Origin of the sequence: Magnetospirillum sp. 15-1 (assembly GCF_900184795.1) — a bacterium.
In the GTDB taxonomy this organism is placed as follows: Bacteria; Pseudomonadota; Alphaproteobacteria; order Rhodospirillales; family Magnetospirillaceae; genus Phaeospirillum.
Genome location: NZ_FXXN01000021.1, coordinates 71,250 through 85,743, shown reverse-complemented (window position 1 = coordinate 85,743; position 14,494 = coordinate 71,250). Strand labels below are relative to the sequence as shown.

16 protein-coding genes are annotated in these 14,494 nt (G+C 64.8%); 14 read left to right on the top strand and 2 right to left on the bottom strand.

The window, feature by feature from the left end:
* Nucleotides 1–3 precede the first annotated feature (3 nt).
* The 13 genes from CP958_RS07310 (at nucleotide 4) to CP958_RS07250 (ending at nucleotide 11,886) form a co-directional block, all read left to right on the top strand.
* Nucleotides 4–2,994, top strand: coding sequence for a tape measure protein (locus CP958_RS07310; RefSeq protein ID WP_096701325.1), 2,991 nt, complete (start codon nucleotides 4–6; stop codon nucleotides 2,992–2,994).
* The gene (locus CP958_RS07305) at nucleotides 2,991–3,488 is read left to right on the top strand and encodes a hypothetical protein (RefSeq protein WP_096701324.1); all 498 of its coding nucleotides are present in this window, start codon (nucleotides 2,991–2,993) and stop codon (nucleotides 3,486–3,488) included. Before CP958_RS07310 ends, CP958_RS07305 begins: the two co-directional genes overlap by 4 nt.
* A gap of 6 nt (nucleotides 3,489–3,494) precedes the next feature.
* On the top strand, nucleotides 3,495–4,364 hold the full coding sequence (locus tag CP958_RS07300) for a hypothetical protein (protein WP_096701323.1): 870 nt from the start codon (nucleotides 3,495–3,497) through the stop codon (nucleotides 4,362–4,364).
* Nucleotides 4,365–4,374: 10 nt separating this feature from the next.
* Nucleotides 4,375–4,785 (top strand): hypothetical protein, encoded by a 411-nt coding sequence (locus tag CP958_RS07295; RefSeq protein WP_096701322.1) that lies wholly within the window; start codon nucleotides 4,375–4,377, stop codon nucleotides 4,783–4,785.
* 4 nt (nucleotides 4,786–4,789) lie between these two features.
* Entirely contained in the window at nucleotides 4,790–5,356 is a 567-nt protein-coding gene (locus tag CP958_RS07290; RefSeq protein WP_096701321.1) for a hypothetical protein, read from the top strand.
* Between the two features lie 2 nt (nucleotides 5,357–5,358).
* On the top strand, nucleotides 5,359–6,702 hold the full coding sequence (locus tag CP958_RS07285; protein ID WP_096701320.1) for a hypothetical protein: 1,344 nt from the start codon (nucleotides 5,359–5,361) through the stop codon (nucleotides 6,700–6,702).
* Nucleotides 6,703–6,704: 2 nt separating this feature from the next.
* Nucleotides 6,705–7,142 (top strand): hypothetical protein, encoded by a 438-nt coding sequence (locus CP958_RS07280; RefSeq protein ID WP_096701319.1) that lies wholly within the window; start codon nucleotides 6,705–6,707, stop codon nucleotides 7,140–7,142.
* A gap of 29 nt (nucleotides 7,143–7,171) precedes the next feature.
* Nucleotides 7,172–7,504, top strand: a complete 333-nt coding sequence (locus CP958_RS07275) for a hypothetical protein (protein WP_096701318.1) — start codon at nucleotides 7,172–7,174, stop codon at nucleotides 7,502–7,504.
* Complete coding sequence (locus tag CP958_RS07270) at nucleotides 7,497–8,021, top strand: DUF1833 domain-containing protein (RefSeq protein ID WP_096701317.1); 525 nt, start codon at nucleotides 7,497–7,499, stop codon at nucleotides 8,019–8,021. The genes CP958_RS07275 and CP958_RS07270 overlap by 8 nt, the downstream gene beginning before the upstream one ends.
* Nucleotides 8,022–8,088: 67 nt before the next feature.
* Entirely contained in the window at nucleotides 8,089–8,484 is a 396-nt protein-coding gene (locus CP958_RS07265; RefSeq protein ID WP_096701316.1) for an NlpC/P60 family protein, read from the top strand.
* Nucleotides 8,481–10,781 (top strand): host specificity factor TipJ family phage tail protein, encoded by a 2,301-nt coding sequence (locus CP958_RS07260; protein WP_096701315.1) that lies wholly within the window; start codon nucleotides 8,481–8,483, stop codon nucleotides 10,779–10,781. The genes CP958_RS07265 and CP958_RS07260 overlap by 4 nt, the downstream gene beginning before the upstream one ends.
* Nucleotides 10,782–10,846: 65 nt before the next feature.
* Nucleotides 10,847–11,284, top strand: coding sequence for a structural protein (locus CP958_RS07255; RefSeq protein WP_096701314.1), 438 nt, complete (start codon nucleotides 10,847–10,849; stop codon nucleotides 11,282–11,284).
* A 2-nt stretch (nucleotides 11,285–11,286) separates the two neighbouring features.
* Nucleotides 11,287–11,886, top strand: a complete 600-nt coding sequence (locus tag CP958_RS07250; protein ID WP_096701313.1) for a hypothetical protein — start codon at nucleotides 11,287–11,289, stop codon at nucleotides 11,884–11,886.
* Between the two features lie 216 nt (nucleotides 11,887–12,102).
* On the opposite strand, the gene CP958_RS07245 is transcribed toward CP958_RS07250, so the two are convergent.
* Both CP958_RS07245 and CP958_RS07240 read right to left on the bottom strand, forming a co-directional pair.
* Nucleotides 12,103–12,438, bottom strand: coding sequence for a hypothetical protein (locus CP958_RS07245; RefSeq protein WP_141400455.1), 336 nt, complete (start codon nucleotides 12,436–12,438; stop codon nucleotides 12,103–12,105).
* 195 nt (nucleotides 12,439–12,633) lie between these two features.
* The gene (locus tag CP958_RS07240; RefSeq protein WP_096701311.1) at nucleotides 12,634–13,869 is read right to left on the bottom strand and encodes a serine/threonine-protein kinase; all 1,236 of its coding nucleotides are present in this window, start codon (nucleotides 13,867–13,869) and stop codon (nucleotides 12,634–12,636) included.
* Between the two features lie 128 nt (nucleotides 13,870–13,997).
* Between CP958_RS07240 and CP958_RS07235 the strand changes: the two genes are divergently transcribed.
* Nucleotides 13,998–14,492 (top strand): SEL1-like repeat protein, encoded by a 495-nt coding sequence (locus CP958_RS07235; protein WP_141400454.1) that lies wholly within the window; start codon nucleotides 13,998–14,000, stop codon nucleotides 14,490–14,492.
* Nucleotides 14,493–14,494: the final 2 nt, after the last annotated feature.

Below are 14,494 nucleotides of genomic sequence, written 5' to 3'. Positions count from 1 at the left end.
TCCATGGCCACAAAATCCGTTTCCATCCGCCTGTCCCTGCAGGACGGCGAAACTGTCCGCCGCGCCCTGCTGCAACTGGGCGAGGATGGGCAGAAGGCCCTGCTGCGGATCGAGACGGCGGCGCAACCGGCGTCGAAGTCGCTGCTGGCCATGAATGCCGCCAGCCAGGATATCCAGGGCGGCATGGCGGGGTTTGCCTCGCGCCTCGGCCCCATCGGCTCGGTGATGATGGCGCTGGGCCCGGCCGGGCTGGCGGCGGGGGCGGCCATTGGCTTCTTCGGCAAGGCCATGGTCGAGTCCACCATCAAGGTGGAAAGCCTGGAGGCCCGCCTCAAGGGTCTGGTCGGTGCCGCGGCCCTGACCGAAACCACCAGCTATCTCTACACCCAGGCTCAGAAGACCGGCACCGCCCTGGAGACGGTGGTCGGGGCCTATTCCCGGCTGGCCGCGTTGCAGAAGGCCGGGATCATCACCACTGGTGAATCCCGCGCCCTGCTGGAGGGCTTCCAGTCCACCGCCATCGCGCTGGGGGCCTCGGCTGAGCAGTTGGAGCAATCGCTGTTCGGTCTGGCCCAGGGGCTGTCGTCGGGCACGCTGCGCGCCGAGGAACTCAACCAGATCGTCGAACCCATGCCGGGGCTGCTGCAGGCTCTCGACCGGGCCGCCGCGCTGCCCTCGGGCGGCTTCCGCCAGATGGTCACCCAGGGCAAGGTCACGGCGGATTTCTTCCGCGACACCCTGATCAAGGCGCTGCGGGGGTTCGACGAAGCCGCCAAGGAAAGCGCCGACACCGCCGAGCGGTCATTCACCCGCATGGCGAACGCTTGGCAGGGCTTCACCAACGCCCCGTGGCTGCGCAAGGTTCTGTCGGGCGGCGCCAATGCCGGGGCGGCGACGCTGGAATCTCTGACGCCGGGAGAGTCCTCGGTCAAGACGCGGCTGGCTGATCTGGATCGCCGCATCGCCGCCCTGGGGGGTGAGCAGGCACTGGATAAGCCGCTGCCCGCTGGCACCCATTCCGTGGTGGTGAAGGCGGTCAGGGAAGAGAACGAAGAACTGCGCCGCCTGCTGGCGGAGCGCCAGGATGTCGCCGCCGATCTCGACGAGATCACCCGCAAGCGGGCGGGCATGGATGCCCAGGCCAAGATGGAGCGCGACCGGGTCCGGGCCGAGCAGCGCGAGCCCAGCTATCTGGAGAAGCTGACTGATCTCAAATTCGAGGTCGAGTGGCAGGAGAAGCTTAACGTTGCTCTCGCCGCCGGTAATGCGGAATTTACCCGCACCAAGGCCCAGTACGAGGCGGCCAAGGGCTTCAAGCAGCTTGAAAAGGAGCTGTTCCAGCAAGGCGGGGTCTATCGCACCAAGCCCAAGGAACAGGAGATCAAGGATCTGCTGGCCCGCGAGGCCGAAGCCAAGGGCAATGGCGAAATGTCCGCCCAGGCCCAGGCCGAGGTGCTGGGGCTCAATCTCCAGGCCCGTGGCCAGGAGCGTCTGGCCGAAGCCGCCCGCACCGGCGGGCAGGCCCAGATCGACGCCGCCCGCGATGCCAAGGTGTTGGAGTTTGCCTTCAAGAACAATGGCGCGGCGGTGGCCGACTATGACCGGGCGTTGCGCCGTATCGATGCCGCCAAGCTGCTGGAGCAGAAGAACGGCCTGATCCGCACCTTGGAGCAGGAAGCCACCGCCAATGACCGCCTCGCCGAGGCTGCCAAGGGATCGGTGGCCGACACCATCCTGGCGGAGCGCACCAACTGGCTGGCTGAGCAGGCCGCGAAAGGGCTGACCGACGCCAATGGTGAACTGGCGACGTCCTACGCCCAGGTGCAGAAGTCCCGCGCCCATAGCGATGCCGCCCGCGCCATCGCCGATCTGGAGCGTGAGATCGATGCCCAGGTGCGTCTGGCCGAGGCGGTGCGCAGCGGGGATCGAGGCCGCGTTCGTGACACCACCATCGACAACGATGTTGCCAAGTTCGCTCGCAGCCGCAAGCTGGCCGAGGACGACCCCCAGGTCGATGAATACCGGGCAGCCCGCTCGCGCCAGTACGCCGAGGCGGTCAAGGACGAGGCCCAGCAGACCAATCTGGCCTATGACGCCACCCTGCGGTTCAAGGACGAACTGGCCAAGCTCAATGAGCAGCGCGCCTCGGGCACTCTCACCGAGGAAGCCTACGCCCGCCGGTACAAGGAGTTGGAGCAGGACAAGCTGGCGGCCAGCCGCGATTGGCAGGACGGCGCTATCCGGGCGGTGCGGGCCTATGCCGACGAGGCCAGCAACGCGGCGGCTTCGGCAGAGCGGGCCATGTCGGGGGCCTTGCGGGCCAGCGAGGACGCCTTCGTCAAATGGGCCATGACCGGCAAGCTGGCGGGGCAGGATCTGTTCAACAGCTTGGCCGAGGAGGCCCTGCGTGCCGCCTGGCGCATGTCGGTGGTGGCGCCGCTGTTTGGCGGAGCCGGTGGCGGCATCTTCGGCGGCATGATCGCGGGCATCGGCAGCTTCTTTTCCGGCACCGGTTCATCAGGGACTGGTAGCGGTGGCTCGGTCCCGGTGCCCGATACCGGCGCCTTCGCCATCGCCCATTCCGGTGGCCTGATCGGCCTCGACCGCCTGGAAACCCGGTCCTACAGCCCTTCGGTCTTCGCCAATGCGCCGAAATACCATACCGGTGGTCTGGTGGCGGGAGAGCGTCCTATCGTCGCCCGCGTCGGCGAGGGCGTCTTCACGCCGAAGCAGATGGACAACGCCGACCGCATCCTCAATGCCGCCTTGTCGCAGCCCGCGGCTGTGGGCGTGGTGGTCACGGTCAACAATCATGCGTCGGGCACCCAGGCCCGTGCCGAACAGTCCCAGGGGGCCGATGGCCGTATCCACCTCGACATCATCGTCGAGGAGATAGAGGGCCGCATGAGCCGCCGCATCGGTCGCGGCGAAGGCATGGCCCCGATGCTGGAGCATCGCTATGGCCTCAACCCGGCGGCGGGAAGCTATCGATGACCACCCTCATCTCCTGGCCCGCCCGGCTGCCGCTGCCGACCTATGACGGCTATGCCCTGGAGCCGGAATCCGGTGTGTCGCGCACCGACATGGAATCCGGCCCCGCCCGGCAGCGGCGGCGGTTCACGCAAACGCCCACCCGCATCCCGGTGCGGTGGCGCTTTCGGGACGTGGACTTCGCCACCTTTGAGGCATGGTTCCGACTGAAGCTGGACGATGGGGCCGATTGGTTCGCCATCTCCCTGCTGGGTGGAAGCGGCATTGCCGCCCATGACGCCCGCTTCGTCGGCCAGAGCAACGCACCCTATAAGGCGGTGCCCAGTCGGGGTGGGGTTTGGATCGTCACCTCGGTGTTGGAAATCCGCGAACGCCCCATGCTCGACGAGGGGGCGCTGGACATCCTGCTGGCCGAGGATGTGGTCGCTCTCTTCGCCAACATTCAGACCCTCCATACCACCCTGCATGTCGGCTTGCCCGTCAGCATTCGCTGGTGATCGTCCATGACCCTGCAAACCGATCTTGCCGCCGCCATCGCCAAGGTGACCGCGGACAGTACCCTGCTGCACAAGGTGGTGCATGGTCCTGCCAGCGGGACCGAGTCCCAGGTCGTCACCGAGGGCGGGGCGGTCAAGACGGTGGCCAAGGCCATCGCCGATATCGACACCCTGCTTCAGTCCGGCCTGGAAACCCTGGACCAGAAGGTCGCGGCGGCGGCAGCCAGCGCGACGCTTGCCGTCCAAAGCGCCGATACSGCGGAGACGAGCGAGGCGGCCATCTCGGCCAACGCCCAGGCCGCCCGTCAGTCGGAAACGCATGCCGCCGCCAGCGCGTCATCCGCATCCGGTAATGCCGCGGCAGCCAATACCAGCGCACTCGCGGCACAGGCATCCCGGCAAGCGGCGGAGAATGCAGCCGCCCAGGCGGAACAGGCCCGGACAGCCACGGTGGCGGCGAAGGCCGTCGCCGTGCAGGCGGCAATCGATGCCGGGGCATCTGCATCGGCAGCCAATGCATCGGCCATCGCTGCCAATACCAGCGAAGCCGCCGCCCGGTCGAGTGCGGAAGCGGTGGATTTGTCCGAGCAGCGGGCGGCGGCCTCCTCTGCTTTGGCAGTCCATGCCGAGGCCAGCGCTACCGCCTCAGCGGCCCAGGCCCACGCCTCGGAAGTCGCCGCCACAGGCTCGGCCACGGCAGCAGCGCAATCCGAAACCGACGGCGCCTTCTGGGCCGGACAGGCCGAGAGCTTCGCCGTGGCCGCCGAGGCGGCCGCAACCATCGTCGCCGAAGCCACCGGCCTGGATATCACGACGCTGATCGTTTCCGCCCGCAGGGGCTCGGATTACCGGACGCTCGGCATCCAGTTGTTCTGAAGGGAAGCCCATGACCACCCTTGCCCATTACCTGACGCTCAAATCCGCCCAGGACAACGCCTTCGCCACCATCTCAGCCAAGCTCGATGATCCCAACCTGCGGATGGACGATTTCGCCCTGATGGTAAAGGCCATCGAGTTGATCGAGACCGTCCAGGACACCGATGCCTACGACGCCCTGTTGCGCAAGGTGGCGGCCAAGGCGGCAGGGCTCTACGCCCCGGATTTAAGCGGCGAGGCCATCCTCATGCTCACCCGAGCGTCCAGGCTGGGCGACATCCCCCATGGCGGGGAGGTGCGGTGGATGCTGCTCAATCGCGATGACCGGAACATGGATGTCACCGGCGCCGTGATGGTCGGCGAGCGCAGCCTGGAATCCTTCGGCGATTGCGTCCTCGAAACCTTCTACGCGGAGACCTGATCCCATGCCCCTGACCATCACCCCGATCCCCAATGCCGCTCCCTTCGCGGCGTTCTCCGACAATGTCGGCATCTTCAGCAATTCCAAGGCCCGCGAAATCCCGGCCCGGCTCAATGCCGTCGCCCAGGCCCTGAAGGATCACATCAACACGCTCTGGCTGTCCACGGCCACCGGCTTCATCAACGGCACGGTGATTGCCGGCCTGAACGCCGCCATTGCCAAGATCGAGACGTTCTCCAACGGGATCGAAACCCGCATCAACAATCAGATGGCCGAGTTTCAGGTCAATCTCGCCAATTACCTCGGAACCAATGCCGGGTATTCGGTCAGTGCCGCCAACGCCGCCCTGTTCACGGGGGGTATCGTCGCGGGCGACATCGTCTACGACGTTGCCGGACGGGCCGCATCGATCCGCCAGGGCCCGCGTCTGATCAACGGCATCACCTACAACGATGACGGGACCATGGCGGGCTATGCCGAGAAACTGACCCTCGGTGGCATCACCTACACTCGCGCCTACAGCTTCACCTATACGCCCGACGGCCAGATCGCCACCATCACGGAGGTTTGACGATGGATATCCTGACGTTCAACGCGCTGAAGCAGTACCAGCGCCGTATTGACAGCGATCTGCTCGATCCCTGGAAGCGCCCGGCCTTCGCCGTGGTCACCATGAGCAGTTCGGCACCCTGGGGCACGGTGGTCTACAACCACTATCTCCAGGAGCTTTGCCGCCAGCATTACAATGACAGCGGCTACATGCAGGGCAGCACCAGCAGCCTGGGCACCGAGTTCTTCAACAACTGGTATTCCTACGGCCAGACGAACTCGAACATCTCGTCGACCGACACCTCCTATGGCGACGGCACGGCGCGGTGCGGGCATCTCGGCCACATCGCCCTTGGCATCGGCCCCGACGGTTCGATGATCGGCCGTCCCAGCCCCTATGCCGGCACGGCGCTGAGGAATGTCGGTGTCTGGGTCAACAACAAGACCAACAAGAACCTCGCCCTGTTCATGGAGAACCAATACGCGGGCGTKGCGCCACGCGCCATCGCGCCCGGTCGCCTGACCGGTACCGAAGGCTGGCACCTGGCCTGGACCAACACCAAGTTCTACGCCCAGAACAATTTCGGGACCTACAGCAAGTACGGCATGATCGGCTACAACGAAAAGACCGGCACGCTGGTGATCAACGAGAACAGGAATGGCGGCACCTCCATGAGGCTGCACGTCTATTCCAGCGTCCCGCCCTTCGACATTTCCGACAGCAATCGCCGGGCCTGGTTCAACAACCTCAACGAGGCCAAACACACCGTCTACGACTGGACGGCCAATTCGGCGGGGTATGCCGAGAGCCTCTATCGCGCCATCGTCATCCCTTGCGACGACGGCAAGATCATCGTCGTCCGCATGGAGCCCAACAATTACTGCATGCTGGACCGCTTCACGCCGAACGGGGCCGGGAGCTACACGAAGGAAGCCACCCATACGCTGAGCACCACCACGACCTACGGCATGGAATCCGGGGATCGCAACGGCATCCGTTTCCAGATCTCCAACGACGGCAAATACGTCATCTGCTACCAGCCCTATTACTACTATGGCGCCGGGGCCGAGGTTTTCCTGATCCGGGTCTCCGACGGGAAATACGCCTTCCTGCAATACCAGGATTCCGGCTATGGGCGGTCGTTCGCCCCCATCCGCGACAGCGATTTCATGGTGTCCTACAGCCCGAATTCCGACAGCGGCTACGGCATCTACATGTCGCACATCGATACCAGGACGGTGTTCCAGGCCGTCGCCGACAAGGGCGACATGAGTGCCAAGGTGCCGGGCTTCAACGTCTACATCTTCGACAGCGCCTACCACTCGACCAACTACCCCTACATCGTCCCGATCATCGGAGGGAATTGATCATGGCCGGCAAAATCAGTTTCCCCCACGGCAATGACTGGGGCGTCATCGGTCCCGAGGGTGATCACGACCTGCCGGTGGACTCGACCCTGGGCCACCGCTTCCAACTCGTCGATGGCAAGGTCATCGACCGCTATGACGGCGTCACCGACGACGAGGTCCGCGAGATTGATGCGGCGCGCGTCGTCGAGAGGCAGGCCGGAGAACTCCAGGCGGCCAGAACCGCCCTGGTTCGGCGGGTCAAGACCGAAGCCGCGCAGCGGATCGCTACTCTGGACTGGAAGGTCGAACGCGCCCGTGAGCGGGATGCCCTGAACGGCACCAAGAGCCTCCAGGAGGTCTATGCCGAGCGCGAGGTCATTCGGCAGGCGAGCAACGAGGCCGAAGCCACCATCGCCAAACTCGCCACCCAGGACGAGATCCTGAGCTTCTCCTGGTAAATCCCTCCACCGCCCCGGAATTCAACGCCATGACCGAACAATCCCCGGACATCTGGGCGGGCGTCGCCACCCAGTATGTGGGCGCGTGGGGGCAAGCCGCCCCCATGGTCCAGATCGCCGCCATCGCCGCCACGGTGATCATCATCGCCATCGTCGCCTGGGCATGGTCGAGGAAGCAGGGAGCGCCGGATGCATCCGGTGTCCCCATCGAGGCATTCGCCCATGTGGTCGAGGAACAGGCCCGCCAGACCGAGGCCCTGCGCTCGGCGGTCGAGGGCTTGTCCGAGATCGTCCATCAGATCCGCCTGCTGCTGGAAGCCCGCACCCTGTGCCCCTATGGCGAGGACCGGCACGATGCCTGATCCGGCATTGTCGCAGGCGCTGAAGGAAGCGTTTGCGTCTGCTCCGGCCGGGACGGTGATCCTCGACACGTTGGAGATCTGGCATCCGACCTTCGACCAGCCCATCCGGGTGGTCCGCGATCATGCCGACCTCACCGCCCGGCTGGAGGCTGGCGCTCCCCGCGACGGCGGCAAGCGGGTAACCTTCGCCGCGCTGGCTTTCGAGTTCTCGCCGCCGCCCGTGGATACCGCCCCGGTGCCGGAAATCACCGTCACCCTCGACAATGTCGGCAGCGACATCACCGATGCCCTTGAGGGCGCCGCCGTCAGCCAGCAGGTGATCGAGATCACCTGGCGGCCCTACCTCTCCACCGATCTCAACGGCCCCCATATGGACCCGCCCATCACCATGACCCTGACCGATGTCGAGGCCGACACCATGAGGGTCACGGGCCGAGCCCGCATGTTGGATGCGGGGAACAAGTCCTTCCCCTCCATCACCTATACCGCCCGGCGGTTTCCCGGCCTGGCGCGGTGATCCTCGCAGGGCGCTGCCCTGCACCTGCCAGGGACTCGTCCCTGGACCCCATTCCTTCGAGGGCATCATGCATTGGGCTGCCGCTTATATCGGCCTGCCGTGGTCCGTCCATGGCAGCGGGCCGGACTCGTTCAATTGCTGGGAATTCGTCCGCATGGTGCAGGCGCGGCATTTTGGCCGTCTGCTGCCCGAGATCGGCAATCCCGAAGACATGCTGGTCATGGGCCGTACCTTCCGCGACCACCCCGAGCGGCAACGCTGGTCCAAGGTTGATCCTCCTGCGGAAGGCGACTGCGTCCTGCTGCGCCGGTCCCGCAATCCCATACATGTGGGCGTCTGGCTCGATGTGGATGACGGCGGCGTCCTGCACTGCGCCGAGGGTGCCGGGGTGGTGTTCCAGCGTTCGGATGCGATCTCGCTCAACGGCTGGGCCATCGAAGGCTTCTACCGGTTCTCGCCATGACCGCATCCGTCGTCATCGTCACCAATCCGTTCGAGCCGGTGACCAGCCGCTCGGTGCATGCGGTGGATTCCGGGATCACTGTGGGCGGCCTGTTGCAGGCTTGCGGCATCGCCGAGGATTGCTGGCCCGACGGGCCGGAGATCCTGATCGGCGGCATGACGGTGCCGGTCGGCATCTATGCCGTCCGGACCATCATCGACGGCGAGGTCGTCACCGTCATTCGCTGGCCCCAGGGCGGCGGAGGCGGTGGTGGAGGCGGCAAGAACCCCATGCGGATCGTTCTCACCATCGCGGTGATGGTGGCCGCCATCTATCTGGGGCCCATGGCGGCGGTGGCCATGGGATATACCGCCGCCGGCAGCGCCGCCGCCATGGCCACCGCAGGCATCGCCCTGGCAGGCTCGATGCTGATCAACACGGTGATTCCGGCGCCCAAGCCCTCCATGCCATCGCTCAACTGGGGAGGCAGCGGCAGCGCCCCGGCTCCCAGCCCGACCTATTCAATCCAGGCTCAAGGCAATCAGGGTCGATTGGGCCAGCCGATCCCGGTGATCTATGGCCGCCACCTGATCTACCCCGACCTCGCCTCGGAGCCCTACCAGGATTACGTCGGCAACGAGCAGTACCTGTATCAACTCCACGTCATCGGCCAGGGCGAGTATGCGGTCGAGCAGATCCGCATCGAGGACACCCCCATCTCCTCGTTCGAGGAGGTTCAGACCCAGATCGTGCCGCCCAGCGGCCGGGTAACCCTATTCGAGCCCGACGTGGTCACCGCAGCCGAGGTGGCTGGCCAGGAACTGGTCGCCCCCAATCTGGTGCAATCCGGTGACGACGGATATATCGGCCCGTTCGCCGCTAATCCGGTGGACACCTCGGCGGGAGCGTTGGGCATCGACGTGGTGATGCCGCGTGGCCTCTATTACGCCAATGACGGCGGCAGCCTCGATAGCCGCACCGTCCAGTGGCAGGTCGAAACGCGGGCTGTCGATGCCGAGGGAGGCGCCATTGGCGGCTGGGCGGTTCTGGCCCAGTCGTCCCATACCGCCGCCACCAACAGCGCTATCCGTCTGTCCTTCCGCTATTCGGTCAGTCCGGGCCGTTACGAGGTCCGCCTCAAGCGCCTCGACACCAAGGATACCGCCGAACGGGCCGGGCACGAGATCCGCTGGGGAGCTCTACGCGCTTACCTCACCGGCCAGCCCGATTTCGGCGCCGTCACTCTGCTGGCGGTGAAGATGCGGGCCACCGACAACCTGTCGCAGCGCTCCTCGCGCATGATCAACGTCATCGCCACCCGCAAGCTGCCGGTGTGGTCGGCGACCGGTGGCTGGTCGGCACCCCAGCCGACCCGGTCCATCGCCTGGGCCTTCGCCGATGCCTGCAAGGCGGAGTATGGCGCCAAGCTGGCCGACAGCCGCATCGACCTCAAGACGCTGGCCACCCTGGATGCCGTTTGGGCGGCCCGCGGCGATACCTTCGACGCGGTGTTCGACACCAGCATGACGGTGTGGGAAGCGCTGACCCGAATCGCCCGCTGCGGCCGCGCTGTGCCCATCCAGCAGGGCGGCATCGTCCGCATCATCCGCGACGCGCCCCAGACCATGCCGGTGGCCATGTTCGGGCCGCGCAACATCGTCAAGGGCTCGTTTAAGATCAAATACGTCATGCCGGGCGACGACACCGCCGACGCGGTGACGGTGGAGTATTTCTCGTCGCGCACCTGGAAGCCCGACGAGACCACGGCCAAGCTGGCCGACAGCCAGGGCGACAACCCTGCCAAGGTCAACCTGTTCGGCTGCACCGCCAAGGATCATGCCCTACGGGAAGGCCTCTATATCGCCGCCAACAACCGCTACCGCCGCCGTCTGGTCACTTTCCGCACCGAGCTGGAAGGCATGATCCCCACCTACGGCGATCTGGTCGCGGTTACCCACGACATGCCCCGCTGGGGTCAGGGCGGCGAGGTGACCGGCCACCAGGGCGACGTGCTGACGTTGTCGGAGCCGCTGGAATGGACGGCGGGAACTACGCACTATCTGGCGCTCCGCCGCCGCGACGGCGGGCTGGCCGGGCCATTCCAGGTCGAGGCCGTCCCGGACGATCCAGCCAAAGTCCACGTCCTCGATCCCCTGACCGTCACCCCCTATGTCGGCGGCGCCGAGGAGCGGACGTATTTCAGCTTCGGCCCCGGCCAGACCTGGGCGCAATCCGCCCGTATTCTCGGCATCCGCCCCCGTGGCGAACAGGTGGAAATCTCCGCCGTCGCCGAGGATGCGCGGGTGCATGTGAATTAGCCGGTTTCCATTTCCCATTCCCCAGGCCGCTCTCAATGAGCGGCTTTTTTCGTTGGAGAAAGCCCATGACCAAGGACTGCACGGTGCCGCGCGGTATCCGCCTGAACAACCCCGGCAACATCAAGGAATCGCCCGGCGACAAGACCCAATGGCAGGGCGAGAGAGCCACCGATGACGATCCGGTGTTCGAGGAATTCATCAGCCCCGAGGCGGGTATCCGGGCGCTGGCCCGCATCCTGGTCGGCTATCAGCGCCGCTACGGCCTGAACACCGTTGCCGGCATCATCAATCGCTGGGCGCCGGGCTGCGAGAACAACACGGGATCCTACATCGCCCATGTCGCCTCCCGCCTCGGCGTAACGCCCGACCAGGCCATCGACGTCACCCGGCCGGAGACCATGGCCGATTTGGTGGAGGCCATCATCCGCCATGAAAACGGCCAGCAGCCCTATGCCCGCGAGGTGATTCTGGCCGGTATCGGCATGGGCTTGGGGAGTGCCTGATCATGAAGCTGCTCGATCTGCTCGGCGATACCGCCGTCATCGCCGCCAATCCCGTGGTGGGGCTGGCTAAGGTGGCGTTGGACGTCGCCCCCGACATTGCCAGCCTGTTTGGCGACGATGCCGAGAAGGTGGTGAGCAAGCTGGCCGACACCGTCCGCGCCGTCACCGGCACCGATGACCCCGCCCAGGCCCGCGAGGCACTGGCCGATCCCAATTTGGTGTTCCAGCTTCGCTCCCAGGCCCAGGCCTTCGCTCACGAGGAGCGGATGCAGGAAATGGCCAACGCCGTCACCACCCTGACCGCCACCCTGGGCGACCGCCAGAATGCCCGCGCCCGCGACACCGAGTTCATCAGGGCGGGGCGCAGCAACATCCGCGCCAACGTCCTGCTGGTGACGGCGGGGGCGGGTATCGTCGGCGGCATCGCCTTCATGGTGTTCGGCCACGTCGACGGCAACACCGCCGTCGGCGGCTGCATCATCTCGGTGGTGACCCTGCTGGCGGGCAAGTTCGCCACCGCCTTCGATTTCGAGTTCGGTGGCTCGGCGGATTCGGAGCAGACCCGCACCCTGCTGGCGCAGGCGCCGCCTATCGGCAAATAGAACAGATCGGAAATGGCATCATGCGGCCGACCGGGGGAAACCCTGGTCGGCCGCTTTTCGTGGTTTTGGCGGGCGCCAAACGGATTCGCCGCGTTTCCCGCCTCCGTCCTCGGCTTGCCGCCGCTGCCGCCTCCGTTCCCTCTGACGGTGCCGGCGCTTGATGGAGCCCAGTCTCCAGAGGGCAGAATGCAGGATAGACTCCCCCCACGGCAATGTTCATTCCGTTGGCAGGATGGCAGGAAGCGCACAGATCGGAAGATTGTCCTCCGGCACCATTCCGACCTGCCAATCGCTGGCGGCAATCATGCGGCCATCGCAGCCCAGCAAACAATCAACCAGGGCAATCATCCTCTGATTGGGCAACAGATGAGGGGCGCGGGCGAGCAGATCAGCCACCTCGGCTTCGCGTCCAGGGTTAGTCTGGCAGAGGACGAAAGCCGTTGCCCCGCTCCGGCTGATGCCTGCTTCGCAATGGGCCATCAATGGCGATGCTTGATCCCAGGACGCTGCAAATTCAACCAGCGCCCGAATATGATCGAGATCCGGCAGCATTCTTGGCCGTTCCTCTGTGCCATTGAATCTCAAGACCAGTCGGATGGCCGCCGACAGAAACGGAGAGGGCATGGCACCAGGACCGACCCGGGAAAGAATGTGTCCAGGCAGCCAACTGTCGACCGCCTCTGTCGCTCGGGTGCGCGAACAATGAACTTCTCAAATTTTCAAGAACAATTCCGATCCGCTCACGACCTATTTATCTTCATCATCGATATAGTTCATCACGCGTTTCTGATATTCTTTTAACTCCTTTCGTCTATTGACTATATCAACTTGTGCCGCAAGCGCGTCTCCTAGCGCTTCCATCTTCATCTTTTCATTTTTTGAATATTCGCGCACCAACGCTGATCGTGTCTCTAGTTTTTGCAGGAAGGAGCCTTCCAACACACCCCCGCCCATATGACGATAAAGGGCATCAGACATTTCATCCATTTCCTTAACTCGGCCCTCAAATTTTTTTAGAGCCGCCTTCATGCGATCCACCCTGGATTCTCCATCAATGGAGGCGCGACTTTCACTGGTGGCCACAATGGTATCACTCACGGCGGAACAGGCGCCAGAGGATGCCTCTCCTTGAGGGGCCAGCCGTTCCCTCCATTCCTGTACGCTCTGTGGCCGTTTGCCGCGCGGCAATTGCAGCGCCCAATCCAGGGAATCCCGCCACGCCGAGGACAACAGGCCCCGTCCGGCCTGTTCCGCCGAGACCAACGGATCTTCCTCGTCGTTCTGGACACAATCCCAACGCTCGTTGGCGGTGGGGATCGGTCCACCGATGATCAGGCTGTAGAGGGTCACCGCCAAGGCATACAGATCCGACCACGGGCCAACACTTCTGGCCCCCTGTTCTGGCGGCATGAATGGCGGTGTTCCTGCGGCAAGCCGGGTTTGGCTGCCGAATTCGCGCACCAAGCCGAAATCAATCAGCACCGGCACGGCGCAGTCCTCGCGGATCATGATGTTTTCCGGCTTGATATCGAGATGCAGCAGGTCCTTGGCGTGAACGGCCTCCAGGCCGTCGAGGAGTCCCGCCAACAACGGGGCCAGATGCTTTTCGGACAGACGTCCGCCGCGTTCCCCGGCAAGATCAGCCAGGGTTCTCCCAGAGATGTACTCCAGCACCAGATAGGCGGTGCCGTTGGCCTCGATGTGGCGCAACACCCGCACCACGTTGGGCTTTCCCGCCAGTTGGGCCAGGGTCTGCCCCTCGCGCAGGAACTTCTTCAGGCAGTGGGCGAAAGTCTCTTCCTTGCCCTGCTTCGGCACTACTTGCCGCCCCTGGTGCTCGGCGAAGTCGCCGGGGGCCAATTCCTTGATCACCACCTCCAGCCCCAAGGTCAGATCGATGGCCTTATAGGTCTCGGAAAACCCGCCACCGCCAAGTTTGGCCTGGATGCGGTAATTCTCCAGATTGTCGCCCGGCCTCAGCATTTTTCATCCCCTTATGAACGCCACAACTCTCGACAGCCCTACCCTCTCTTGCGAATATGCCAGAAACAAAGTTGCGTGCAAATGGCTGGGGGGGGGGCATGAAACGGGGAAAAGTTACGACGCTAATCGTGGCGATGGTCATTGCCGTCACCGCTGGGCCGGCCCGTGCCGGGCTGTTGGATTGGCTAGGTGATCTGGTCGATCCCGGCATCACCTCGGTTTCGGCGGATGATTTGAGGCTGTTCCAGCAGCGTGCAGAACAGGGCGACCCCGAGGCTCACCTGGCCCTGGGCACGGTCCACGAGAAGGGGCTTGGCGTCCCGCAATCCTGGTCCAAGGCCCACCAGCATTACAATCTCGCTCTGGCTTTGTCGTCCAAAGGTGCGGTTGGGGACGACATCCGCTCGGCGGCGCGCAAGCGGCTGGAGAGGGTCGAGGAGAAGATGGGGACGGCGCAGATCGCCGAGGCGCAGATGCAGGCGGCGGACTGGATGGAGTCCTTCCAGCGCCGCCGCAAGGCCGAGGCTTTGGCCGAATCGGGCAAGCGGATGCTGGATGAAGGCTCGACCCGGGTGCGTGCGGCGCTGGACGGGTTCTGGTCCGGCCTGTCGGGAAAGAAATAGCC